The following is a 22565-nucleotide window of genomic DNA, read 5'->3' as shown; positions in this document are numbered from 1 at the left end:
ACCACCCGTAGTGATCGATCGACAAACGGAGTCCCCGTGTCGCTGCCACCCCTGGTCGAGCCGGCCGCCGAGCTCACCGTCGACGAGGTCCGCAGGTACTCCCGCCACCTGATCATCCCCGACGTCGGGATGGACGGGCAGAAGCGGCTGAAGAACGCCAAGGTGCTCTGCGTCGGCGCCGGCGGGCTCGGTTCGCCGGCCCTGATGTACCTCGCCGCCGCAGGTGTCGGCACGCTCGGCATCGTGGAGTTCGACGAGGTCGACGAGTCCAACCTGCAGCGCCAGATCATCCACAGCCAGGCCGACATCGGCCGTTCCAAGGCGGAGTCCGCCCGCGACAGCGTCAAGGGCATCAACCCGTACGTCAACGTGGTCCTTCACGAGGAGCGGCTCGAGGCCGACAACGTGATGGAGATCTTCAGCCAGTACGACCTGATCGTCGACGGCACGGACAACTTCGCGACCCGCTACCTGGTCAACGACGCCTGCGTGCTGCTGAACAAGCCGTACGTCTGGGGTTCCATCTACCGCTTCGACGGCCAGGCCTCGGTCTTCTGGTCCGAGCACGGCCCCTGCTACCGCTGCCTGTACCCGGAGCCCCCGCCGCCGGGCATGGTCCCCTCCTGCGCCGAGGGCGGCGTCCTCGGCGTGCTGTGCGCGTCCATCGGCTCCATCCAGGTCACCGAGGCGATCAAGGTTCTCACCGGCACCGGCGAGCCCCTGGTCGGCCGGCTGATGATCTACGACGCCCTGGAGATGAACTACCGTCAGGTCAAGGTCCGCAAGGACCCCGAGTGCGCGGTCTGCGGTGAGAACCCGACCGTCACCGAGCTCATCGACTACGAGGCCTTCTGCGGCGTCGTCTCCGAGGAGGCGCAGGCCGCCGCCATGGGGTCGACGATCACTCCCAAGCAGCTCAAGGAGTGGATCGACGACGGCGAGAACATCGACATCATCGACGTCCGCGAGCCGAACGAGTACGAGATCGTCTCCATCCCCGGCGCCCGTCTGATCCCCAAGAACGAGTTCCTGATGGGCAACGCCCTCCAGGACCTCCCCCAGGACAAGAAGATCGTCCTGCACTGCAAGACCGGCGTCCGCTCCGCCGAGGTCCTCGCCGTCCTGAAGTCCGCGGGCTTCGCCGACGCGGTCCACGTCGGCGGCGGCGTCATCGGCTGGGTCAACACGATCGAGCCGGAGAAGCCCGTCTACTGAGCCGCCACTTCGCTGAACCGGGGCTCAAGACACGAATTGCCCGCTGACCAGCGTTGACCGCCCTCACCGGTTGTCAACGCTGGTCAGCGCTGGTTTACCTGCCACGGCCCTGCGACGGCCCAGAGGCGGTGCTCGACTCGCAGGCGACACCCGCTTCAGGAGTTCGATCCGGGCCTGCTGCGGCGGCTTTCGTCGATTGGTGCGACGGCCGGGCAGAGGTGCGGGTGTACGCACCCGTCCAGCGTCGTTGATGTCAGCCGCTGATGTCAGCCCCCGCACGCGGTCCTTGCAGGGGGGCGACGCTGTTGAGCCATTGGGGTTGTCCCTGACGTGGCGGAGGATGGTGCTCATGTGTGCTCTTTTCGTCCCCCCTGAGCCTCGCCGCGTCTCGCCGGGCGAGTACCCAGTGTGGGACCAGGCTCTCGCCCTTCTGAACCGGGACCTGGCGGTGACGCTTCCCCAGCTGGAACCCCTGCAGCTGCTGGCCCTTCCGTCCTGCGACGCGGATGAGCCGGAGAATGTCTACGTCGCCATGGCCAACGGCGAGTGGCACGGCAACCACTTGGACCCGAACTCACAGGACAGCCTTGCCTCTGCACTGGCGAGCGTCGCCGATGCCGCGCAGGAGACCGTCATGGAGCTTCTGCGGAAGGCGTGGCCTCTGTGCCCCGAGCATGGCCTGGGCATGCATCCAAGGGAGGACACAGAAGAGCGACTGTCCTGGTGGTGCGCGGGAGAACGGTTGCGTCGCGGCCCGGCTCATATCCACGCCGCTGTGGGTGCACTCGACGCTTTGGGAGCGTCGATCCGTACACGGTCTTGAAAACCGTCGTGGCAGCGATGTCACCGTGGGTTCGAATCCCCACATTCTCCGCAGTAGGCCGGCGAAGGCGCTGGACAGAAGGGGTGCCCCAAGACACGGGGGCGCCCCTTCTTCGTGCGCGAGTGGCACCGTGCTTCCCCCCTGGTTTCCCGTCTGATCGGGCACGGAAGGGGCACGGACTGGGATGTCCTGCATGGTCGGTGCGACGGACTGGTTGAGTGCCGCTGATGGCGTGGACTTGGTGTGCGATTGCTTGTGGCGCTAGTTTCCGCACGAGTCGATGCGGCAGAGGCTTCTCGGAGGCGCCATGTGGGATGGCCCGTTCTACCGGGTGAAGCGCGAAGGCTACGAGATCTGCTTCGTGCCAGGGGCGGGCGAAGACCTGGAGGAGGTCTGCAACGTCGACATGTGGCTGACCTTCCCCGACGGTAATCGGTGGTCCGGGACGATATTCACCCTCGACGAGGTCCAGCGCCTGATGGACCGGTGGAAGGACACGGGCGAGTGCCTTGACGGCACGTACTTCTACTGCTGGGACGAACTCATCGTCAGCCATGCCGGCATCTCATCCATGGTTCGGGTGATCGATGACCTGATCGTCACGGGCGACTACGAATCGGCCCTTCGCCCGATCGGACCGGAGGACGACCTAGGCGACTGACTTCGGCGCTGGGCTCCTGGTACCCCAGTTTGGAAGAGGTGTGGCACGGACCGCTCGTCCGTCAGTCTTCGTCTGCGCCACCGATCCGCTGTCGAGCCGCCTGGAGACACTCGGCGTAGTCGGGCGCGAAGATCGTTACGAGCGACTTGTCGAGCGTGCCCGAGATCCGGTGTAGGGCCGACCAAACGGCCCGGTCGCCTACCAGGGAGTCGAAGGCGGCGGAGCCCTTCATACGTTCCAGCCAGTCGGACAGTACGAGGGCCTGGTCGCCAGTCAGCGTGATCGTCACCGAGTCTTCAGCCACGGCGGCACGATAGCGGGTGATCGTCTTGGCTCTCGGTGCCAGTAGCCCTGATCAGTTCTTCTGGAAGTGATGAGCCGTGCCTCCCACCTGGGCAGGCATCAGGGCCGTGGCTGCTGAACTGCGACGACGCCGTGGTCGGTTGTCATCGTCTGTCAGCAAGGGCTGGCCTCGGACGGCCCGACGACGGCCCCGCCCTCTGGGGCTACTGGTCTCGCCATTCGCGCCAGAGGCGTCGGCCAAGATCCATCAGGACCAGAACCAACAGCCATGAAATCCCCACAATCGGCTTTGCGTGACGCGCGCGGTCGATGGTGTCAATCGCGAAAAGTACGACTAGGGCCAGGAGCAAAGCACGTTTGGCCCAACTCCGGCGCTTGCCTTCAAGGGGGTTCTGCACAGTCGTCCTCTCGCAGGGCTGCACCCGGCGGCGGACGGCCGTGCCGGGCGGGACGGAGGCAGGAGCGGGGGCGCGGCCGGACGCGGGCCGCGCGCCCGGCGGAGCGTGAGTGACGCCGTGTGCCTTGATGAAGAAGGGAAAATCTTACCGCGCCGCGATCGCTTCATGATCGCCTAGGGCTCGTCATTGAGGTTCAGGCGGTGCCGTTGAGAGTGAGCGGGTGCTGTACTACAAAACCGATCGCCGCAGATCAGCGCTATACCGGATCATGTGTTCATGCCCCGAAGAGAGACCCTTGCCCGTGTCGACGCAGACCTGGCCGCGGGCCGGGTTCCCGTCGCGCGCCAGCGTTTGCGCGGTCTTGTTTCGTCCTTCCCGTACGACCTGACGCTCCGCCGGCGTTTGGCCGAGGTGTACCGGCTCTACGGCGACGCCGCCGAGGCCGGACGCTGGATGTACCTCGAAGAGGACCGCAACGCCGATGAGACCGCCGCCTTCGAGGCGCGGTACGGGTCTCCCGGGTGGCGGATGAAGGCACTCGCTTGGCGCGGCCCCGAGGCGTTGGCGGCTACCGCCTTCGCGGAGGGCCAGCTGGTCGCGGTGCGGACCGCCTGTGCCAAGGAACTGGGGCACCCCGTCGACTGGGACGACCCCGCCTCCTACCGGGACGGCCTGGAGGAGGAGTGCGAGGCGCCTTCCGGGCCGTGGACGGTCGGCGGCGTGCTGGCCGGCGTCGGCTGCCTGGTGGGGGCTGCTGCGTTCCTTGCGATCTGGGTGAATGGAGTCGTTGCCCTATTCGACTGAAGCAGCTCGCTTCGTCGTGGCCGCCGGTCCGGCTCCTCCGGCAGGGGTCACCTGGGGGCCGGCGTCTCCAGGGAATCCCGGCTGATCGCGAGCAGGACCAGTGGGGCGTCCTTCTTCGGCAGCGCGACCTCGTGGCTTCCGTCGGCCGTGGTCAGCTCGTAGAACGCCAGCCTGCCGTTGAGCGGCACCTTCTTGTCGAGCCGCGTGAGCGTGAACGGGCCGTCGAGGACGGTCTCCTGCTTGGTGCGGCGCTCCCGCCACACCAGCGGCCGCCCCTGGGTGACGAACAGGGCGCCGATCTTGAGGTGCTGGATCTGCCGGCCCTTGCCGAGGTCCAACAGGACCACGCGGCCGAGCGTCCTGCTGAGAGCCACCAGTTCGAGGGTCTGGCCCTGGAGCAGATCGGCGGCGTCCCGTGCGGGAGTACGGCGCTTGATGAAGGTCAGGGAAAGCAGCAGATCGATGGCGTTGTGCGAACCGGCGGCGCGCCGGGAAGCTCTCGGGGCGGTCATGGCGGTGATCTTGGCAGTCGTGGCGCGGGCCCGCAAGGCCAGGGGAGGCCACCGCGGGCGAGGTCCGCAGAGCCCGTCCGCACCCGCGGAATCCCGGCGCGCTGCCGGTTCGCCTAGGCGCCCCGCAGGCCGAGGTCGGCGCCGTCGCGAAGGTCGGGGAAGCCCTGGGCGATGACGGCCGCGGGGGCGAGGCAGGCGTGGCGGGTGGCGGTCGCGGCCGGGTGGTCGGCGCAGCCGAGCCGCTGGTAGGAGGCCACAGCGGCGCGGAGTTCGACCGCGACCGCACGCAGCGTGGCGAAGCCCTGCCGGCCCTCGATCTGTTCCAGGGCGAACGACGCGTCGGCTCCCGTGACCTTCGCGGCGTCGCCGCACTCGGCGGCGAACATCCGGGCCGACGAGGTCGAGCAGGGCGATCCCGTGCCGGAACCGAACCGCGCCTCGTTCGGAGTCAGTCGGGCCTCCAGGGCCGACTTCACGTGCTCGGCCGTGACCGCCTTCGACGATCGCGGGGCCTCCGGCGCGGCCGCCCCGTCGCGGTCCGGCCCATTTGCGGCACCGCCGCACCCCGTCAGCAGAGCGAGCGTCAGAATCACCATCGGCATCGGATGCCGCTTCACCAGGACCCCCCGGACGTGTTCATGGACGCGTCACACTATTCACCAGCGCCGGGCGCGCATCACGTCCGGGCGGTCGCTGATGATGCCGTCCGCCCCGAGGAGGACGAGCCGGGCCGGGCCGGGGCGCGCGCCGCGACGGCCGGCGGGGGCGGCAGACGAGTGGCTGCCGGTCCCGGTCCCGGTCCCGCCGCGGCGCACGCCCGCGTCAGCAGCCCTCGGCCATGGCCTCCAGCGATCCGCGGTGCAGGATGAGGTCGTCCGGGTCGTCCGGCATCTCCCGCTCCCCAAAACGCACCTGCCGGTAGCCCTCGTCCAGCATCACCACGGCGTGCCGCAGAGCCGCGTACAGGGTGTGGAAGTCCGGGTCGCGAGGGGTGTGCCCGGTCAGTTCCGCGTAGATCCCGGCGACCCGGTCGCGGTCCAGGAAGACGGGCATGCCCGGGAAGCCGGAGGCGGTCGCCAGCTCCTGGAAGTGGCGGTGCCGGTGCACCAGCCAGGCCAGGTCCAGTTCGCGCGGCCCGGCGCCGCTCATCTGCCAGTCCAGCACGGCGACGGGCGCGAAGTCGGCGTCGTAGACGATGGCGCCGACCCGGGCGTCGCCCCAGCTCAGCACGGAGGGACCGGGATCGGCAGGCCAGACGTCCTCCAGCCGGGCGAAGGCCCGCTCGATCACGGGGGAGGGGGCCCGCCCCTCGACGACCCGGGCGTAGCGGGCGCGTTGCGCGTCGACGTGCTCCCGCAGCCCGCCCTCCGCCGGCACCGAGTGGATCTCGGCGAGCACGCCCACCGTGGCGCGCTCCAGCCGCGCCCGTTCCTCCTCGGTGGCGTCGAAGAGCCAGTTGGAACCGTAGGTGTAGGGCATGACGTCCGGCGGCACCCGCCCGGCCACCCGCTCCATGACGAAGAACGGCGCGCCCAGGGGCTCCGGGTCGGTCTCCAGCCACAGCAGTTCGGGGACCGGGACCCGCGTGCGCGCGGCGACGGTCTGGACGGCGCGGTACTCGGCGGCGATGTCGGACGGCGGGAGGACCGCGGACGCCTCCGGGTCCGCCGCCAGCCGCAGCACGCAGGGCCGGATCCGCTGCCGGGCGGTGCCGGCCGGGTGCGGGACGGCGAGGTCGAACAGGACGGTCTCGCTCGACGGGCCTACGGCGACGGGCACCCGCACGTTCCGGCAGCGGGCGCCGGGGTGCTTGGCGTTCAGCCAGAGGTCGAGTCGGCGGCACAGCAGTTCGGGGTCACGGGTGGTCGTGCGCACCGTGGTCACAGGGCCTCCTTGCCGGTGGAACCGCTGGGGGTGTGGCGGCCGATGCTGCCGAGCTCAAAGATGCCGCAGCCGACCCGGCCGTCCCCGGCGCAACGCGCGGCATGATCGGTGACTCCGTACCCGGCCGGACGCACGACCTGCCGGTCGGGCCGGGTCGTCCGCCCGCGGGCGTGCACGAGCAGCTACCTGATGATGCGTCAGTGCCCCCTGTGCCGGGAAGAGGGCGTCAGGCCTCGGGTGCGTCGGACGCGGCGTCGGCCGGCTTGTGGCGGGCCCGGCTCGGCTGCACGCGCAGCGGCTCGCCCGGCATCTTCGGGTGGTCCGGCGGGTACGGCAGGTCCCCGAGGCCGTGGTCGCGTTCGTCGCGCTCGGCCAGTTCCAGCACGGCGTCCAGCCGGAAGGCCTGCCCCTCCATGTCCGCGTGGACGTCGCCCTCCTCGGCGTACCGCACCGGCATGCTGGCCAGGTCGAAGTCGCCGGGGTGGGCATCGGGCAGCTCGTCCCAGCGCAGCGGCGCGGAGACCGGGGCGCCCGGCCGGGGCCGGACGGAGTAGGCGGAGGCGATGGTGCGGTCGCGGGCGGTCTGGTTGTAGTCGACGAAGATCTTCTCGCCGCGCTCCTCCTTCCACCACGCGCTGGTCACCTGCTCCGGCATCCGCCGCTCCATCTCCCGCGCGATGGCGATGGCCGCCCGCCGCACGCCGGTGAACGTCCACTCCGGCACGATCGGCACGAAGACGTGCACCCCGCGCCCGCCGGAGGTCTTGGGCCAGCCGCGCAGACCCAGTTCCTCCAGCAGCCCGCGCAGCTCGCGGGCCACCCGGACCGCGTCGGCGAAGTCCGTGCCGGGCTGCGGGTCGAGGTCGATGCGCAGCTCGTCGGGGTGGTCGAGGTCCCCGCGGCGGACCGGCCAGGGGTGGAAGGTGAGGCAGCCCAGGTTGGCGGCCCACACGACACCGGCGACCTCGGTGGGGCAGATCTCGTCCGCGTACCGGCCGGAGGGGAAGCGGATGCGGCCGGTGGGGATCCAGTCCGGGGTGTTCTTGGGGGCGCGCTTCTGGAAGAACGACTCGCCGCCGATCCCGTCGGGGTAGCGCTCCATCGTCGTCGGCCGGTCGCGCAGCGCGCGCAAGATGCCGTCACCGACGGTGAGGTAGTAGCGGGCCACGTCCAGCTTGGTGAATCCGGACTCGGGGAAGTACACCTTGCCCGGGTTCGAGAGCCGGACCGTCCGCTCGCCGACGGTCAGCTCGACAGCCTCGCCCATGCCGCCACCGCCTCTCCCATGCGCACACGGTAGGCCCGACGGGCGTGCCCCGCCTGTCGGGCGGACAATCGCGGCATGGACCTCCCGGTGATGCCGCCCGTGAAGCCGATGCTCGCCAAGTCGGCTCCCGCGATCCCGCCCGGCATGCTCTACGAGGGGAAGTGGGACGGCTTCCGCGCCATCGTCTTCCGCGACGGCGGCGACGTGGAGATCGGCAGCCGTACCGGCAAGCCCCTGACCCGCTACTTCCCCGAGGTCGTCGAGGCGGTCCGTGCCGAGCTGCCGCCGCGCTGCGTCGTGGACGGCGAGATCGTCATCGCCCGGGACGGCCGGCTGGACTTCGACGCGCTGCTGGAGCGCATCCACCCCGCCGACTCCCGGGTGCGGCAGCTCGCCGGGCGCACCCCGGCCTCCCTCGTCGCCTTCGACCTGCTCGCGCTCGGCGACCGCTCCCTGATGGCGGACCCGCAGAGCTGGCGCCGCCAGGCGCTGGTGGACGCGCTCGGCCCGGTCCGGCCGCCGGTCCACGTGGCGCCCGCCACGACCGACATCGACCTGGCCCGGCAGTGGTTCGAGCAGTTCGAGGGCGCCGGCCTGGACGGGGTCGTCGCCAAGCCGCCGGACGTCGGCTACCGGCCGGACGAGCGCGTGATGATCAAGGTCAAGCACGAGCGCACCGCGGATTGCGTCCTGGCCGGCTTCCGCTGGCACAAGACCGGCCCCGTCGTCGGCTCCCTGCTGCTCGGCCTCTACGACGCCGCGGGCCGGCTCCAGCACGTCGGCGTCAGCGCGTCCTTCCCGATGCGCCGCCGCGAGGAACTGGTGGCGGAGCTGGAGCCGCTGCGCATGGAGGGCGTCGAGGGGCATCCGTGGGCCGAATGGGCGGACGCCGCTCCCGGCGGCCGGATGCCCGGCGCCCAGAGCCGCTGGAGCGCCGGCAAGGACCTCTCCTGGGTCCCGCTGCGCCCCGAACGCGTCCTGGAGGTCGCGTACGACCACATGCAGGGCGACCGCTTCCGGCACACCGCCCCGTTCCGCCGCTGGCGTCCGGACCGCGACCCGGCCGACTGCACGTACGCGCAGCTGGAGGAACCGGTCGGCTACGACCTGACCGACATCCTCGGCCGGTGAGGATCGGCGCGCGGGCGGTGGTTCGGACGCGGTGCCCGTGTGCCGCCGGGCCGGGGCGCGGCCACGGGGCGGTCAGCCCAGCGGACCGCGCACCGGTACCAGCCGCAGTTCCCGGGGCGGGCGCAGCAGGCCGCCGCCGCTCCCCGCGGGCCGCCGGGCCGCCCGGTGGGCGTCGGCGTCGGGGTGGGCGGAGAACCACACGACGACGTCCTCGCCGGTCCGCACCGGCAGCGCGGGGAAGCCGTTCATCGCGTGCTCGGTGCGGTGCACCGCGCGGGCGGACGGCGGGGCCGTGAAGCGGGCCGGATCCGCGGGATGGCAGATCGTCGCGACCACCAGCCCCGCGTCGTCCGGCACACGGTAGCCGGGGCCGCGCAGCAGCAGGACGTCGTCCGAGTCGATCATGGTGGCGTTGGCCTCGGCGCGGTGCGCCAGCCAGACCGGGCCGTCGTAGAACGCCCGCAGGGAGCGGGTCCTGGCCGCCATGTCCGGGAAGGCGCGCATCCATACGAAGCGGTCCGGTTCGTCCAGGTCGCGGAAACGGCCGCCGACGCGAATGCCGGCGGCCTCCTGGCCGGTGACGAACTCCCGCTCGAAGAGCGGGACGAGGATGCCGAGCCCGCCCGGGTGCAGCGTGTACTGGCGCAGTTCGACGATCTGCGAGGTGTCCATGGCGGGACGGTAGGGGCGGCCCACTGACATCTGCTGTCAGTGGGCCGGATTCACAACGCCTGCCGTCTGGTGAGCTGGGTGAACGCCAGCCAGCCGGGCAGCACCGGCAGCCAGAAGGTCAGCACGCGGAACAGCAGGACGGCCGAGGTCGCCGTCGCCGAGTCCAGCCGCCCGATGGTCGTCAGGCCCGCGATCAGCGCGCCCTCGACCGCCCCGAGACCGCCGGGGGTCGGCGCGGCAGACCCGAGCGCGTTGCCGGCCAGGAAGATCACGGCGACCGCCGCGAAGTTCACCTCGCCGTGGAAGGTGCGGACGCTGGCGTCCAGGCACAGCACGAAGAAGAGCGTCAGCAGCAGGGTGCCGCCGATGCCCGTCGTGAGCTTCAGCGGCTGCTGGAGCACGTCCAGCATGCGCGGCACCACGCCGGCGAACAGCGCCCTGATGCGCGTCGACGCGAAGCGCCGCAGGGACGGGACCGCGGTGACGATCAGGAAGAGCACGCCGACGGTCAGCACGCCGGCCATCACCGTCCGGGACGGCGACAAGGACGGCGTCTTCTCGGTGCCGGTCATGTAGCCGAAGACCATCAGCAGGGTGATGTGCGAGCCGAGGCCCACCAACTGCGAGGCGCCGACGCTCGCCACCGCCAGGCCCGGGCGCACCCCGGACTTCTGGAGGTACCGGGTGTTGAGCGCCACGCCGCCGATGGCGGCGGGGGCGACCAGCTTCACGAAGGAGCCCGCGATCTGGGCCAGCGTCGTCCGCAGGAACGACAGCTTCTCCGGCACGAAGCCGGACAGCGCCATGGCCGCCGCGACGTAGCTCGCCGCGGAGGCGAGCACCGCGACGATGATCCAGCCCCAGTTCGCCTCGGCCAGCAGGGTCGCCGGGTCGATGCTGCTGATCTGGGAGAGCAGGAAGTACGCGGCGAAGGCGCCGGCGATGATGCTCACCAAGGTGCGCGGCCGCACCCGCTCCAGCCGCACCGGCTCCACCGGGGCCTGCGGGCGGATCAGCAGCACCTGGTGGCGGATACGGGTGAGCAGGTCCTCCTCACGGGCCCCCTCCAGCGCGTCCTCCAGGGCCTTCTTCTCGGCCCGCCGCGCCGCCTTGGTCTCCTTGGCCTCGTTCGCGGGCTCCCCGCCGGCCACCCGCCGCGCCTTGGAGGCCGCGAGCACGGCCTCCCGCTCGCGCTGCGCCCGCTCCCGGGCGAGCTGCTTGAGCGTGGCGCGGGTGGTGCGGCTGAGCGCGATGGGCTGCAGCAGGGGCAGCGAGTTCGCGACCGCGTCCGGGCCCAGGACGGCCACGGCGGAGGCCACCGAGCGCCCGGGGCCGACGCGCAGCGCCAAGGTGGTGAGCAGTTGCGCGACGTCCATGCGGAGCACGATGTCGCCGGCCGCGATCTCCCCGCCGCGCAGGTCGGTCACGAAGACCGTGCCGGAACGATCCACCTGCAGCGACTCGCCGACCAGCCTGCGGTGCGCGATGCGCCGCGACTGCAGCGCCTTCACCTGCTCCCAGGCGCCGTGCAGGAGTTCGTCGGTGATCTCCCGGTCGGACAGCACGTCCAGCGAGCGGCCGCCCATGTGCTCGTAGACCAGCATCACCGCGTCCGGGCCGAGCTCGGAGGTGGCGATCAGCCGGGGGGCGTTCGCACCGGCGGCGATGGCGGCGTAGGCGAGCAGCGCCTCCTGCTCCAGCGCCTGGCGCAGCGACTGCAGGCTGCGGCGCTGGGTGATGCCGCGCAGCTGGAGCCGGCGCCACATGCGGTAGAAGAACCCGTGCGCCTGCTGCTCGCGGTCCACGACCGTGACGTCCAGCAGCGGGCCGTCCTCCAGCGTCACCAGGTAGCGGCGGCCCCGCTCGGACTCCGGGGAGTCCGGGAACTCGTCCTCCGCCCGGACCGCCGTCAGCGGCGCGAAGCCGACCCGGCGCAGGCCCGCCAGCAGGTTCTGGCCGGTCGGACGCACATTGGGCGAGCCGACGCCGTAGAGCGTGCCGTAGGCCACCGTCCAGCCGATCAGCACGGTGACGAAGATCGAGAACGGTGTGGTGTAGCCGCCCATGAGCACGGCGAAGGAGTCCAGGAAGAGCACCGACCACAGCGCCACCCGCCACCGGGGGCGGCGCGCCATCCCGACGGCGGTCATGTACGCGATGACCGGCGCGAGGTAGCCGTGGACGGGGTCGGTCAGACCGCCGCCGGGCGCGTCCCGGGTCAGCGCGTCCCGGATCGCGGCCGGTGCCGCGTCCGAGACCCACAGATCGGTGGCGAGGGACACGCCGTGCGCCAGGACGGCCGCCAGCACGCCGTCCGCGATGCGCAGCCCGTCCCGCTTGATCAGCCGCTCCACGGCGAACGCGACGGGCACGATGAGCACCGCCACGGTCGCCAGCAGTCCGGCGACAGTGATCAGCGGCTCGGGCGCGTGCGTGGCGCCCTGGGCGATGTCCTGCTCCACGCCGGAGGTCGTCGCGTGGGCGAAGCCGGCGATGCCCAGCACCAGCGCGATGCCGAGAACGCCGAACAGGAAGCTCATGAGGTCGACGGGCCGGTGCACGCGCGCGGGCAGCAGGGGTTCGTCCCTGGCCACCGGGTCGGTGTGCGGGCAGCTCTCGTCGTCGGCGGTGCCGGCGCCGTCGTCCGCGTCCGCGGGGGTGCTGTCTCCGGCGTCTCCGGCGTCTCCGGGGCCGGTGGGGCCCGCGGAGGATGTGACCTTCGCCTCGTTCCCGGTGGCCTTCGGTGTCCCGCCCCGCGCGCTGCCGGTTCCGGACGGCTCCGGGGGGCGGGCCGGTCCGTCACCTGCGGGCTGGGCAGGGCCCGTTGAGGGCGTCTCCTCGTGCCGGTCCCGGTCGTGCGGGGCGTCGGCCGCGACGGCGACCGGTTCGGTCGTCCGCGCGTCGGCCGGAGTACCGGCGGTACCCGCGGTGGCCGCCACGCGCGGTACGACGGCCGCGACCTCGGTGGTCGCCGGTGTCACCGGGGCGGTGTTTTCGCTGGTCAGAGGCGCGTCAGAGGCAGCGCCGACCGCGCCAGCGGCTTCGTTCCCGCTCACGTCGTGCTTGTCGTCTGTCTCTTTTTGATCTCGTATCACCAGTCACCGCCCGGATGATGGTGGCACGAGCCGCCCGCGCATGGGCGCAGGAGGGGGCAATTCGCCGCCATGAGCGCCCCCGCGCGCGCTCCCGTGTCCCGCGACTGTCGGTGCCCTCGGGCACGATGTGACGCATGAGCGAGGAGGAGACGGCAGACGGCCCCCCGGAGCTGCCCGCCTACGCGGAGCGTGTGCTGGAGGCCGCCGAGGGCATTCCGGCGGGCAGGGTCATGACCTACGGCGACGTGGCCGAGTGGCTGGGGGAGGGCGGCCCCCGGCAGGTCGGCCGCGTGATGGCGCTGTACGGGGGCGCCGTGCCGTGGTGGCGCGTGGTGCGCTCGGACGGCGGCCTGCTGCCCGGCCACGAGCTGGACGCCCTGGCCCACTACCGCGAGGAGGGCACCCCGCTGCGTCCGGCCCCGCAGGCCGCGAAGGGGCACATACCCCGTCTCGACATGCGCAGGGCCCGCTGGGACGGGACGGCGGCCCCGGACGGCCCCGGCGGTACGGACTGAACAGCGCACCCTCACACCCTCCAGCTTCCGCCATCCGGGCGCCGAAGATGCGGTCGGCCGTCCGTGAGGAGTACGGCGGGCGGCGGGAAGCGGCTCCCGCATCGGTACCGGAAGGGCGGGACGCGCGACGGCGCCGCCGGCCGGTGGCGTAGCGTCGGCACCCGGCCGTTCCCGGCCCGGCACACCAACAGCACATGAACGCACACGGAACCGGCGAACCACGTGACCTCCTCCTTCACTCGGCAGACGGACGCCGCCGCGCGGCGCTCCGGGGGGACGGCCGGGCCCGTGGGCGGCTACCGACTGCTACGGACCCCGCCGCAACCGGTGACGCCCCCTGAACTGGACGCCTCGCAGCGCGCGGTGGTTGAGCACACGGGCGGACCGCTGCTGGTCCTCGCCGGACCGGGCACCGGCAAGACGACCACCCTGGTGGAGTCCGTCGCCGAACGGGTGCGGCGCGGCACCGACCCCGGGCGCGTCCTCGTGCTCACCTTCGGCCGCAAGGCGGCCGGCGAGCTGCGCGACCGCATGGCCGCCCGGATGGGCGGCGTCCCCCGTGCCGGAGGCCAGGGGAGCGCGGCGGCCCCGGCGGCGACCACCTTCCACTCGTTCTGCTACGCCCTGGTCCGGGCCCACCAGGACCCCGAGCTGTTCGCCGACCCCCTGCGCCTGCTGTCCGGCCCCGAGCAGGACCTCGCCGTGCGCGAGCTGCTGGCCGGCGAGCCCGACCTGGAGCGCGCCGGACGGGGCCGCGTGCGCTGGCCCGACGAGCTGCGGGCCGCGCTGACCACGCGCGGCTTCGCCGACGAGGTCCGCGCCGTGCTCGCCCGCACCCGGGAACTGGGCCTCGGGCCGCGCTCCCTGGCGGCCTTCGCGGGCCGCACCGGCCGCCCGGACTGGACCGCGGCCGCCGGGTTCCTCGCCGAGTACCTGGACGTCCTCGACCTGCAGGGCGTCATCGACTACGCCGAGCTCGTGCACCGCGCCGTGCTCCTGGCCGGGCGGCCCGAGGTCGCCCGGCACCTCGCCGAGGCCTACGAGGCCGTGTACGTGGACGAGTACCAGGACACCGACCCCGCCCAGGTGCGGCTGCTGCACGCGCTGGCCGGCGGCGGCCGGACCCTGGTGGCGTTCGGCGACCCGGACCAGTCCATCTACGCCTTCCGCGGCGCCGACGTGAACGGCATCCTCGGCTTCCCCGACGCCTTCCGGCACCGCGACGGCCGCCCCGCCGACGTACGCGTCCTCGGCGTCGCCCGGCGCTCCGGCGCGCGGCTGCTCGCCGCCACCCGGCTGCTCACCGCCCGTATGCCGCTGACCCGGCTGCCGGCCGCCGCCGTCCGCGCCCACCGCGAACTGGCGCCGGTCCGCGACGGCGGCGCCCTGGCCGTCCGCACCTACCCGACGCCCGGCGCCGAGCTCGACGGCATCGCCGACGTCCTGCGCCGCGCCCATCTGGAGGACGGCCTGCGCTGGTCGGACATGGCCGTCCTGGTCCGCGCCGGTTCCCGCTCGCTGCCCGCGCTGCGCCGGGCGCTCACCTCCGCGGGCGTCCCCGTCGACATCGACGGCGACGACCTGCCGCTGCGCGACGAGCCCGCCGTGGCGCCGCTCCTGCTCGCCCTGAGCGTGTGCGCGCAGGCGGCCGTGTCCGAGCCGCCGCGGCTGGACGTGGAGGACGCCCTGACCCTGCTGGGCTCCCCGCTGGGCGGCATGGACGCCGCCGACCTGCGGCGCCTGGGCCGCGCCCTGCGCGAGGAGGAACGGGCCGCCGGTGTGGCCGTGCCCAGGCCCTCGGACGAGCTGATCACCGAGGCGCTCGCCGAGCCCGAGCGCCTCGTCGCGCACGACCCCTCGTACGCGCGCGGCGCCCAGCGCCTGGGCGGGCTGCTGCGGGCCGCGCGCGAGCTGCTGGCGGACGGCGGCACCGCCGAGGACGCCCTGTGGGCGCTCTGGGACGGCACCCCCTGGCCGGGGCGGCTGGAACGCGCCGCCCTGCGCGGCGGCGCGGCCGGCCGCAACGCCGACCGCGACCTGGACGCGGTCTGCGCGCTGTTCGACACCGCGGCGCGGGCCGAGGAGCGCACCGGCGGTCGTGGCGCGCTGAACTTCCTGGAGGAACTGGCCGCCCAGGACATCGCCGCCGACGTGCTGACCCGCCGCGCCGTCCGCCCGGACGCCGTACGGCTGATGACGGCACACCGCTCCAAGGGCCTGGAATGGCCGCTCGTGGTCGTCGCGGGCGTCCAGGAGGGGCTCTGGCCCGACCTGCGCCGCCGCGGCTCCCTGCTGGAGGCCGACCGCATCGGGCGGGACGGCCTGGCCGAGCCGCTGACACCCGGGGCGCTGCTCACCGAGGAGCGCCGGCTGTTCTATGTCGCCGCGACCCGGGCCCGCGACCGCCTCGTGGTCACCGCCGTGAAGGCCGCCGCCGACGACGGTGATCAGCCCTCCCGCTTCCTGCGCGAGCTCGGCGTCGAACCGGTGGACGTCACCCACCGCGCCCGGCGCCCCCTGGCCGTCGCCCCGCTCGTTGCCGAACTGCGCGCCACCACCGTGGACCCGGCCGCCTCGCCGGCGCTGCGCGAGGCCGCCGCCGAGCGCCTGGCCCGGCTGGCCGCCCTGGAGGACGCGGGCCAGCCCCTGGTGCCCTCCGCTCATCCGGAGCGCTGGTGGGGGCTGTACGAGCAGACCCGCTCCGAGGTCCCGCTGCGCGACCGCGACCAGCCGGTGGCGCTGTCGGGCAGCGCCCTGGACCAGCTGGCCAACACCTGCGCCCTGCAGTGGTTCCTCGGCCGCGAGGTGAAGGCCGAGCCCCCGGCCACCGCCGCCCAGGGCTTCGGCAACGTCCTGCACGTCCTCGCCGACGAGGTGGCCTCCGGCCGCACCCCGGCCGACCTGGACGTCCTGATGGAGCGGCTGGACTCGGTCTGGAACGCCCTCGCCTTCGACGCGCCCTGGAAGTCGCAGCAGGAGAAGGAGAACGCCCGCGCCGCCCTGGAACGCTTCCTGCACTGGCACGTCATGGAGCGCGGCCGGCTCCCCGTCGCCTCCGAGCACGGCTTCGACGTCACGCTGGAGACCGGCGAGGTCTCCGTCCGTATCCGCGGCAGCATGGACCGGGTCGAGACGGACGCCGAGGGCAATGCCTACGTCGTCGACTTCAAGACCGGCAGGAGCAAGCCCACCGCCGCCGAGGTGGAGCACCACGCGCAGCTCGCCGTCTACCAGCTCGCCGTGCGCGAGGGCGCGGTCGACGGGCTCTTCCACGACACCCGGCCCGCCCCGGGCGGCGCCGAACTCGTGCAGCTGCGCCTCGGCGCCGCCCGCAGGGACGGCGGGGACCAGCAGCCCACCGTCCAGTCCCAGGAGCCGCTGTCCGGGGACTGGGCCGAGGGTCTGCTCGCCGACGCCGCCGCCCGCGTCCTGGACGAGCGCTTCACCCCCTCCAGCGGCCAGCACTGCGACAACTGCGCCTTCAAGGCGGCCTGCAGCGCCCGCCCGGAGGGGCGGCAGGTGGTGGATTGAGGCCGGGGGCGACGCGACCAAAGGCGGTCAGCCGCCCGGTGCCTCGGTTGTCAGCCCGATGACCTGGGCGGCCTCCAGCAGGCGCTGGTGTAGGTGACGAACACGAGCGGATCCGCGCCCGCCTGGCCGGCGAGGAGTTGCGCCGTCGCGAGATGGACGGAATCACGTGACCTGAGCAGCGGATCGTCAGAGGCGGAGGCCGTGGCACGGACCGTCGCGTCGATCTCGAACCGGTAGAGCCTGGTGATCAGACCGGGGACGCCGGCGAGTGCATGCGGGGCGGATCGACGTAGGGCGCGCGGTACCTCCACCTCGACGAGCGACGACGACACCAGGGGTTCGTCGGGGCGGTTGTTCAGCCAGCCGACCGATTCCCCGGTGCCCAGCTCCCGGCGGACCATCTTGACGATCGCCGTCGAGTCGAGGTGGATCACCAACGCTCCTCGTCGCGCATCGAGACGAGTGCGGCCGCCGTGTCGATTCCCGGATCGCCGAGCGCGGGAGGCAGCGGGATCGGACCCGAGGCCGCGGGTGCGGCGGCGCGCCCTTCGGCGACCATGCGGTCCAGCAGGGACTGGCTGCCCGTGATGGGCACGAGGCGGGCCACAGGGGTTCCGCTCACGGTCACTTCCAGGATTTCGCCGTGCTGCACCCGCGCGAGCACGGCACTGGTGTTCCGGTCCGGCTCGCGTACCGGGATGCGCTCCATGGTGGTGGCGTAGGACGTGGTGTTCTGCATCACCAGGGCGGAACCGAAAGGGAGGGCGGCCGGGAGTCCCGGCGGCTCCGCCCGCTGTCGGTGGCGCCCGATAGCCTCCCCTTTGTGTCGTCCCGTATCAGCGGCCCCGACCAGCTCAAGGAGCTGCTGGGCATCCCGTTCACCCCGGAGCAGCTGGCGTGCATCACCGCGCCGCTCGCGCCGCAGGTGATCGTGGCCGGCGCCGGGTCGGGGAAGACGACGGTCATGGCGGCCCGCGTGGTGTGGCTGGTCGGTACCGGGCAGGTCGCGCCGGAGCAGGTGCTGGGGCTGACGTTCACCAACAAGGCGGCGGGGGAGCTGTCCGAACGTGTGCGCAAGGCGCTGGTCCGGGCCGGCGTCACCGACCCGGACCCGGGCGACCCCGACCACGCCCCCGGCGAGCCGCAGATCTCCACGTACCACGCCTTCGCCGGGCAGTTGCTGAAGGAGCACGGGCTGCGCATCGGGCTGGAGCCCTCCGCGCGGCTGCTCGCCGACGCGACGCGCTACCAGCTGGCCGCCAAGGTGCTGCGCGCCGCGCCCGGTCCCTTCCCCGCGCTCACCAAGGGCATCCCGGGACTGGTCAGCGATCTGCTGGCGCTGGAGGGCGAGCTCGCGGAGCACCTGGTGCCGCCCGAGCGGCTTCTCGCGCACGACCGCGCGTGGCTCGCCGAGCTCGACGGGGTCCGGCTCACCAACGCCGACCTGCGCCGGCTTCCCGAGACCGCCCGCGCCCGTACCGACCTCACCGGCCTCGCGGCCGCCTACCGCGCCGAGAAGAAGAGGCGCGACCTGCTCGACTTCGGCGACCAGATGGCGCTGTCGGCGACTCTCGCCCGCACCCGGCCGGAGGTCGGCCGCATTCTGCGCGAGCAGTACGCGGTGGTGCTGCTCGACGAGTACCAGGACACCTCCGTCGCGCAGGGCCTGCTGCTCTCCGGCCTGTTCGGCGACGGCACCGGCCACCCGGTCACCGCCGTCGGCGACCCCTGCCAAGCCATCTACGGCTGGCGCGGGGCGTCGGTCGCCAACCTCGACGACTTCCCCCGCCACTTCGCGCACGCCGACGGCACCCTGGCCCGCCGCCAGTCGCTGTCGGAGAACCGGCGCAGTGGTGGCCGCCTGCTGGACCTCGCCAATGAGCTCGCCACCGAGCTGCGCGAACGCCACGAAGGCGTCGAGGCCCTGCGGCCCGCCCCCGGTGCCGAGCGGGACGGTGTCGTGCGCTGCGCGCTGCTGCCGACGCAGGAGGAGGAGATCGACTGGATCGCCGACTCCATCGCCCACCTGGTCCGCACGGGCACCGCCCCGGGCGAGATCGCGGTGCTGTGCCGGGCGGCCGGACACTTCGCCGACATCCATGCCGCGCTCGTCGCCCGCGACGTGCCCGTGGAGGTCGTCGGCCTGTCGGGGCTGCTCGACCTCCCGGAGGTCGCCGACCTGGTCGCGGTCTGCGAGGTGCTGCAGGACCCGACCGCCAACGCCGCCCTCGTACGGCTCCTGACCGGGCCGCGCTGGCGCATCGGCGCCCGGGACCTGGCGCTGCTGGGAAGGCGGGCGCGGCTGCTGGTGCCGGGCCGCGGCGAGATCGCCGACCGGCTGGCGGCCGCCGTGGAGGGCGTCGACCCGGCCGAGGTGATCTCGCTGGCCGACGCCTTGGAGACCTTCGTCGACGGCGAGCCCGAGGACCGCCTGCCCTTCTCGCCCGAGGCGCGGGTGCGCTTCGCGCGGCTGGCCACCGAGATACGGGAACTGCGCCGCGCCCTGGCCGACCCGCTGATGGATGTGCTGCACCGGGTGCTGGCGGTCACCGGCCTGGAGGTCGAGCTCTCCGCGTCCCCGCACGCCCTGGCCGCCCGGCGCCGCGAGACGCTGCACGCCTTCCTGGACGTCGCCGCCGGCTTCGCGTCCCTGGACGGCGAGGCGACCCTGCAGGCCTTCCTCGCCTTCCTGCGCACCGCGGCGCAGTACGAGAAGGGCCTGGACAGCTCGCTGCCCGGCGGCGAGAACACGGTCAAGGTGCTCACCGCCCACAAGTCCAAGGGCCTGGAGTGGGACGTCGTCGCCGTCCCCGGCCTGGTCCGCAAGGGCTTCCCGAGCGAGCGCGGCCGGGAGCTGTGGCACACCAACGCCAAGGTGCTGCCGCACGCCCTGCGCGGCGACGCCGCCACGCTCCCCGACGTGGAGGAGTGGTCGCGGGCGGGTCTGGCCGCCTTCAAGACGGCGATGGCCGAGCACAACCGCGTGGAGGAACTGCGGCTCGGCTACGTCACCTTCACCCGCCCCCGCTCCCTGCTGCTCGGCTCCGGCCACTGGTGGGGTCCCACGCAGAAGCGCCCCTTCGGGCCCTCCGCCTTCCTGGACGCGCTGCGCACCCACTGCGAGGCCGGCCACGGCGAGGTCGAGCACTGGGCCGACCCGCCGGAGGAGGACGCCGCCAACCCGGCGCTCAGCCGCGGCACCGAGCCCGCCTGGCCGCTGCCCCTGGACCCGCAGGCCCTGGCGCGCCGCCGCGAGGCCGCCCGTCGTGTGCTGGACCACCTGGGCGCCTCCCTGCGGCGGACGCCCGCCGGCGCGGCACCGGTCGACCCCGACTGGCCGCCACCGGAGGAGGAGCCGCCCTTCGACGACGAGGAGCCGCCGTACGACGTCGGGGAGCCACCGTACGAGACCGAGGAGGAGGCCGGCGACTGGGAGGACTGGCCCGCCGAACGGCCCGCCGTCCCCGGGCCGCGGCCGGTGCCCGCGCCCGTGCCCCGACAGGAGGCCGTGCCGGAGTTCGGACCCGGACCCGGGCCCGAGTTCGGACCCGGACTCGATACCGGACCCGAGCCCGGACCCGGACCCGAGCACAGCGGCCGCGCGCCGCTGCTCCCGGAGGAGGCGCGGCTGGCCGCCTCCTGGGACCGCGACCTGGACGCCCTCGCAGCCGAGCTGCGCCGGGCCCGCGCCGCCGTGCGCGACGTGCCGCTGCCGCCCGCACTGACCGCGTCCCAGCTGCTGCGCCTGGCCGCCGATCCCGACGGCTTCGCCCGCGAGCTGGCCCGTCCGATGCCACGCCGGCCGCAGCCCGGCGCGCGCCGGGGCACGCGCTTCCACGCCTGGGTGGAGTCCCGGTTCGAGGAACTGCCGCTGATCGCCCCCGAGGACCTGCCCGGCATCGAGGGCGACGACGAGATCGCCGACGAGCGCGACCTGGCCGCGCTCAAGGAGGCCTTCCTCGCCACCCCCTACGCCGAGCGCACGCCCTTCCGCGTCGAGGCGCCGTTCCAGCTCAGCCTGGCCGGACGGGTGATCCGCGGCCGGATCGACGCGGTCTACCGGGACGGCGACCGCTACGAGATCGTCGACTGGAAGACCGGCCGCACGGGCTCCGCCGACCCGCTGCAGCTCGCGGTCTACCGGCTCGCCTGGGCCGAGCAGCACCGCGTACCGCCGGAACGGATCACTGCCGCCTTCCTCCACGTCCGCACGGGCGAACTGGTCCGTCCGCCCGCGCTGCCGGGCCGGGCGGCGCTGGAGCGACTGCTGCTGGGGGAGCCCGGAGGCGACGAGGGCTCCGGGGCCGTCGCCCGATAGGCTGAAGGCCATGAGCACCACCCCGGACAGCGCCGTCCGTACGTACATCGCGACCCACCGTGAGGCTTTTCTCGGCGCACTCGCCGAGTGGCTGCGCATCCCGTCCGTGTCGGCCGATCCCGAGCGGTCCGGGGACGTCGGGCGCAGTGCCCGGTGGCTGGCCGCGAAGCTGCGGGAGACGGGGTTCCCGGTCGCCGAGGTGTGGCCGACCGCGGGCGCGCCCGCGGTCTTCGCCGAGTGGCCCAGCGACGACCCGGACGCGCCGACGGTGCTGGTCTACGGCCACCACGACGTGCAGCCCGCGGCCCGCGAGGACGGCTGGGACAGCGACCCCTTCGAGCCCGTGGTCCGCGACGGGCGGATGTACGCGCGCGGCGCCGCCGACGACAAGGGCCAGGTGTTCTTCCACACACTCGGTGTCCGCGCCCACCTGGCCGCCACCGGCCGCACCACCCCCGCCGTGCACCTGAAGCTGCTGGTCGAGGGCGAGGAGGAGGCCGGCTCGCCGCACTTCGCCGACCTGGTGCGCGCCCACGCCGACCGGCTGGCCTGCGACACGGTGATCGTCTCCGACACCGGCATGTGGGACGAGGACACCCCGACCGTCTGCACCGGTATGCGCGGCCTCGTCGACTGCCAGGTCGACCTGCGCGGCCCCGACCAGGACATCCACTCCGGTTCCTTCGGAGGCGCCGTCCCCAATCCGGCCACCGAGGCGGCCCGGCTGGCCGCCGGACTGCACGACGCGGACGGGAGGGTGGCGATCCCCGGTTTCTACGACGGCGTCGTGGAGCTGACCGGGCGGGAGCGCGAACTGTTCGCGCGGCTGCCCTTCGACGAGAAGCGCTGGCTGCGCACCGCCCGGTCGTACGCGGCGGGCGGCGAGGCCGGCCACTCCACCCTGGAGCGGATCTGGGCCCGCCCGACCGCCGAGGTCAACGGCATCGGCGGCGGCTACCAGGGGCCCGGCGGCAAGACGATCGTGCCGGCCTCCGCCCAGCTCAAGCTGTCCTTCCGGCTGGTCGCCGGGCAGGACACCGACACGGTGCAGCGACTGGTCGCCGACTGGATCGCCGCGCGCGTCCCGGACGGCGTCCGGCACGAGATCACCTTCTGGGGCGCCACCCGCCCGTGCCTGACGCCTCTGGACCACCCGGCGCTGGGCGCGCTGACGCGCGCCATGGGGCGGGCCTTCGGCAAGGAGATCCTGTTCACTCGTGAGGGTGGTTCCGGACCGGCGGCCGACCTGCAGGACGTGCTCGGTGCCCCCGTTCTCTTCCTGGGAATTTCCGTGCCGTCCGACGGTTGGCATTCAGTGAACGAGAAGGTCGAGCTCGACCTGCTTCTGAAGGGCGTGGAGACCTCCGCGTACCTGTGGAGCGAGTTCGCGACTCTGTGAGCATCCGCAAGAATCCGCGCGCTACGGGGAGTTGACA

Annotated in this window: 19 protein-coding genes and 1 tRNA gene; 10 read left to right on the top strand and 10 right to left on the bottom strand. The window is 73.2% G+C overall.

Translation table 11 applies throughout. The features are described 5' to 3' along the window. The first annotated feature begins 36 nt into the window (after positions 1–36). The 4 genes from moeZ to ACIP98_RS25350 all read left to right on the top strand — a co-directional run bounded on the left by moeZ (position 37) and on the right by ACIP98_RS25350 (position 2699). Positions 37–1215, top strand: a complete 1179-nt coding sequence (gene moeZ, locus ACIP98_RS25365; protein WP_401978070.1) for an adenylyltransferase/sulfurtransferase MoeZ — start codon at positions 37–39, stop codon at positions 1213–1215. A gap of 448 nt (positions 1216–1663) precedes the next feature. Then, positions 1664–2038, top strand: a complete 375-nt coding sequence (locus ACIP98_RS25360; protein ID WP_401978068.1) for a hypothetical protein — start codon at positions 1664–1666, stop codon at positions 2036–2038. After that, positions 2012–2089 (top strand) — tRNA-OTHER (locus tag ACIP98_RS25355). Before ACIP98_RS25360 ends, ACIP98_RS25355 begins: the two co-directional genes overlap by 27 nt. A 256-nt stretch (positions 2090–2345) precedes the next feature. After that, entirely contained in the window at positions 2346–2699 is a 354-nt protein-coding gene (locus ACIP98_RS25350; RefSeq protein WP_319665097.1) for a hypothetical protein, read from the top strand. Between the two features lie 61 nt (positions 2700–2760). On the opposite strand, the gene ACIP98_RS25345 is transcribed toward ACIP98_RS25350, so the two are convergent. Next, positions 2761–3003 (bottom strand): hypothetical protein, encoded by a 243-nt coding sequence (locus tag ACIP98_RS25345; RefSeq protein ID WP_401978066.1) that lies wholly within the window; start codon positions 3001–3003, stop codon positions 2761–2763. Between the two features lie 673 nt (positions 3004–3676). On the opposite strand from ACIP98_RS25345, the gene ACIP98_RS25340 reads away from it, so the two are divergent. Further along, a complete protein-coding gene (locus ACIP98_RS25340) occupies positions 3677–4204 on the top strand; it encodes a DUF6584 family protein (protein WP_401978064.1) in 528 nt (175 codons plus the stop codon). Between the two features lie 47 nt (positions 4205–4251). Here the strand turns inward: ACIP98_RS25340 and ACIP98_RS25335 are convergent, their stop codons facing one another. The 5 genes from ACIP98_RS25335 to ligD all read right to left on the bottom strand — a co-directional run bounded on the left by ACIP98_RS25335 (position 4252) and on the right by ligD (position 7867). Beyond that, a complete protein-coding gene (locus ACIP98_RS25335) occupies positions 4252–4716 on the bottom strand; it encodes a hypothetical protein (RefSeq protein ID WP_319665091.1) in 465 nt (154 codons plus the stop codon). Between the two features lie 113 nt (positions 4717–4829). Next, positions 4830–5312, bottom strand: coding sequence for a hypothetical protein (locus ACIP98_RS25330; RefSeq protein ID WP_401978062.1), 483 nt, complete (start codon positions 5310–5312; stop codon positions 4830–4832). Positions 5313–5538: 226 nt separating this feature from the next. Further along, positions 5539–6600 carry a phosphotransferase family protein gene (locus ACIP98_RS25325; RefSeq protein WP_401978061.1) on the bottom strand — a complete coding sequence of 354 codons (1062 nt, stop codon included), beginning with the start codon at positions 6598–6600 and terminating at the stop codon, positions 5539–5541. Next, positions 6597–6776 (bottom strand): hypothetical protein, encoded by a 180-nt coding sequence (locus ACIP98_RS25320; protein WP_319665141.1) that lies wholly within the window; start codon positions 6774–6776, stop codon positions 6597–6599. The genes ACIP98_RS25325 and ACIP98_RS25320 overlap by 4 nt, the downstream gene beginning before the upstream one ends. A gap of 50 nt (positions 6777–6826) precedes the next feature. Then, entirely contained in the window at positions 6827–7867 is a 1041-nt protein-coding gene (gene ligD / locus ACIP98_RS25315; protein WP_401978059.1) for a non-homologous end-joining DNA ligase, read from the bottom strand. A 75-nt stretch (positions 7868–7942) separates the two neighbouring features. Here ligD and ACIP98_RS25310 point away from each other — a divergent pair, with 75 nt between their 5' ends. Continuing rightward, complete coding sequence (locus ACIP98_RS25310; RefSeq protein ID WP_401978058.1) at positions 7943–8998, top strand: ATP-dependent DNA ligase; 1056 nt, start codon at positions 7943–7945, stop codon at positions 8996–8998. A 72-nt stretch (positions 8999–9070) separates the two neighbouring features. Here the strand turns inward: ACIP98_RS25310 and ACIP98_RS25305 are convergent, their stop codons facing one another. Together ACIP98_RS25305 and ACIP98_RS25300 are read right to left on the bottom strand one after the other, a co-directional pair. Continuing rightward, a complete protein-coding gene (locus ACIP98_RS25305) occupies positions 9071–9670 on the bottom strand; it encodes an NIPSNAP family protein (protein ID WP_401978056.1) in 600 nt (199 codons plus the stop codon). Between the two features lie 50 nt (positions 9671–9720). Further along, positions 9721–12651, bottom strand: coding sequence for a flippase-like domain-containing protein (locus ACIP98_RS25300; protein ID WP_401978054.1), 2931 nt, complete (start codon positions 12649–12651; stop codon positions 9721–9723). A gap of 248 nt (positions 12652–12899) precedes the next feature. On the opposite strand from ACIP98_RS25300, the gene ACIP98_RS25295 reads away from it, so the two are divergent. Both ACIP98_RS25295 and ACIP98_RS25290 read left to right on the top strand, forming a co-directional pair. Further along, complete coding sequence (locus ACIP98_RS25295) at positions 12900–13280, top strand: MGMT family protein (RefSeq protein WP_319665080.1); 381 nt, start codon at positions 12900–12902, stop codon at positions 13278–13280. 222 nt (positions 13281–13502) lie between these two features. Beyond that, the gene (locus tag ACIP98_RS25290; RefSeq protein WP_401978053.1) at positions 13503–16811 is read left to right on the top strand and encodes an ATP-dependent helicase; all 3309 of its coding nucleotides are present in this window, start codon (positions 13503–13505) and stop codon (positions 16809–16811) included. A 50-nt stretch (positions 16812–16861) separates the two neighbouring features. Here the strand turns inward: ACIP98_RS25290 and ACIP98_RS25285 are convergent, their stop codons facing one another. Together ACIP98_RS25285 and ACIP98_RS25280 are read right to left on the bottom strand one after the other, a co-directional pair. Further along, positions 16862–17245 (bottom strand): PIN domain-containing protein, encoded by a 384-nt coding sequence (locus ACIP98_RS25285; RefSeq protein WP_401978051.1) that lies wholly within the window; start codon positions 17243–17245, stop codon positions 16862–16864. Then, complete coding sequence (locus ACIP98_RS25280; protein WP_401978049.1) at positions 17242–17550, bottom strand: type II toxin-antitoxin system Phd/YefM family antitoxin; 309 nt, start codon at positions 17548–17550, stop codon at positions 17242–17244. Before ACIP98_RS25280 ends, ACIP98_RS25285 begins: the two co-directional genes overlap by 4 nt. Positions 17551–17634: 84 nt before the next feature. Between ACIP98_RS25280 and ACIP98_RS25275 the strand changes: the two genes are divergently transcribed. Beyond that, a complete protein-coding gene (locus ACIP98_RS25275; protein WP_401978047.1) occupies positions 17635–21129 on the top strand; it encodes a UvrD-helicase domain-containing protein in 3495 nt (1164 codons plus the stop codon). Positions 21130–21139: 10 nt separating this feature from the next. Next, positions 21140–22528: a dipeptidase gene (locus tag ACIP98_RS25270; RefSeq protein ID WP_401978046.1), complete on the top strand. Its 1389-nt coding sequence runs from the start codon at positions 21140–21142 to the stop codon at positions 22526–22528. Positions 22529–22565: the final 37 nt, after the last annotated feature.

Origin of the sequence: Streptomyces sp. NPDC088354 (assembly GCF_044753585.1) — a bacterium.
Classification (GTDB): Bacteria; Actinomycetota; Actinomycetes; order Streptomycetales; family Streptomycetaceae; genus Actinacidiphila.
This window is presented reverse-complemented; position numbering and strand designations above follow the sequence as displayed.

Bases quoted from the DNA above. Each gene is read 5' to 3' on its own strand.
- ACIP98_RS25310 (WP_401978058.1), top strand. From the start codon at position 7,943: ATGGACCTCCCGGTGATGCCGCCCGTGAAGCCGATGCTCGCCAAGTCG.
- ACIP98_RS25330 (WP_401978062.1), bottom strand. From the start codon at position 5,312: ATGGTGATTCTGACGCTCGCTCTGCTGACGGGGTGCGGCGGTGCCGCA.
- ACIP98_RS25280 (WP_401978049.1), bottom strand. From the start codon at position 17,550: ATGCAGAACACCACGTCCTACGCCACCACCATGGAGCGCATCCCGGTA.
- ACIP98_RS25295 (WP_319665080.1), top strand. From the start codon at position 12,900: ATGAGCGAGGAGGAGACGGCAGACGGCCCCCCGGAGCTGCCCGCCTAC.
- ligD (WP_401978059.1), bottom strand. From the start codon at position 7,867: ATGGGCGAGGCTGTCGAGCTGACCGTCGGCGAGCGGACGGTCCGGCTC.
- ACIP98_RS25340 (WP_401978064.1), top strand. From the start codon at position 3,677: ATGCCCCGAAGAGAGACCCTTGCCCGTGTCGACGCAGACCTGGCCGCG.
- ACIP98_RS25350 (WP_319665097.1), top strand. From the start codon at position 2,346: ATGTGGGATGGCCCGTTCTACCGGGTGAAGCGCGAAGGCTACGAGATC.
- ACIP98_RS25335 (WP_319665091.1), bottom strand. From the start codon at position 4,716: ATGACCGCCCCGAGAGCTTCCCGGCGCGCCGCCGGTTCGCACAACGCC.
- ACIP98_RS25305 (WP_401978056.1), bottom strand. From the start codon at position 9,670: ATGGACACCTCGCAGATCGTCGAACTGCGCCAGTACACGCTGCACCCG.
- ACIP98_RS25270 (WP_401978046.1), top strand. From the start codon at position 21,140: ATGAGCACCACCCCGGACAGCGCCGTCCGTACGTACATCGCGACCCAC.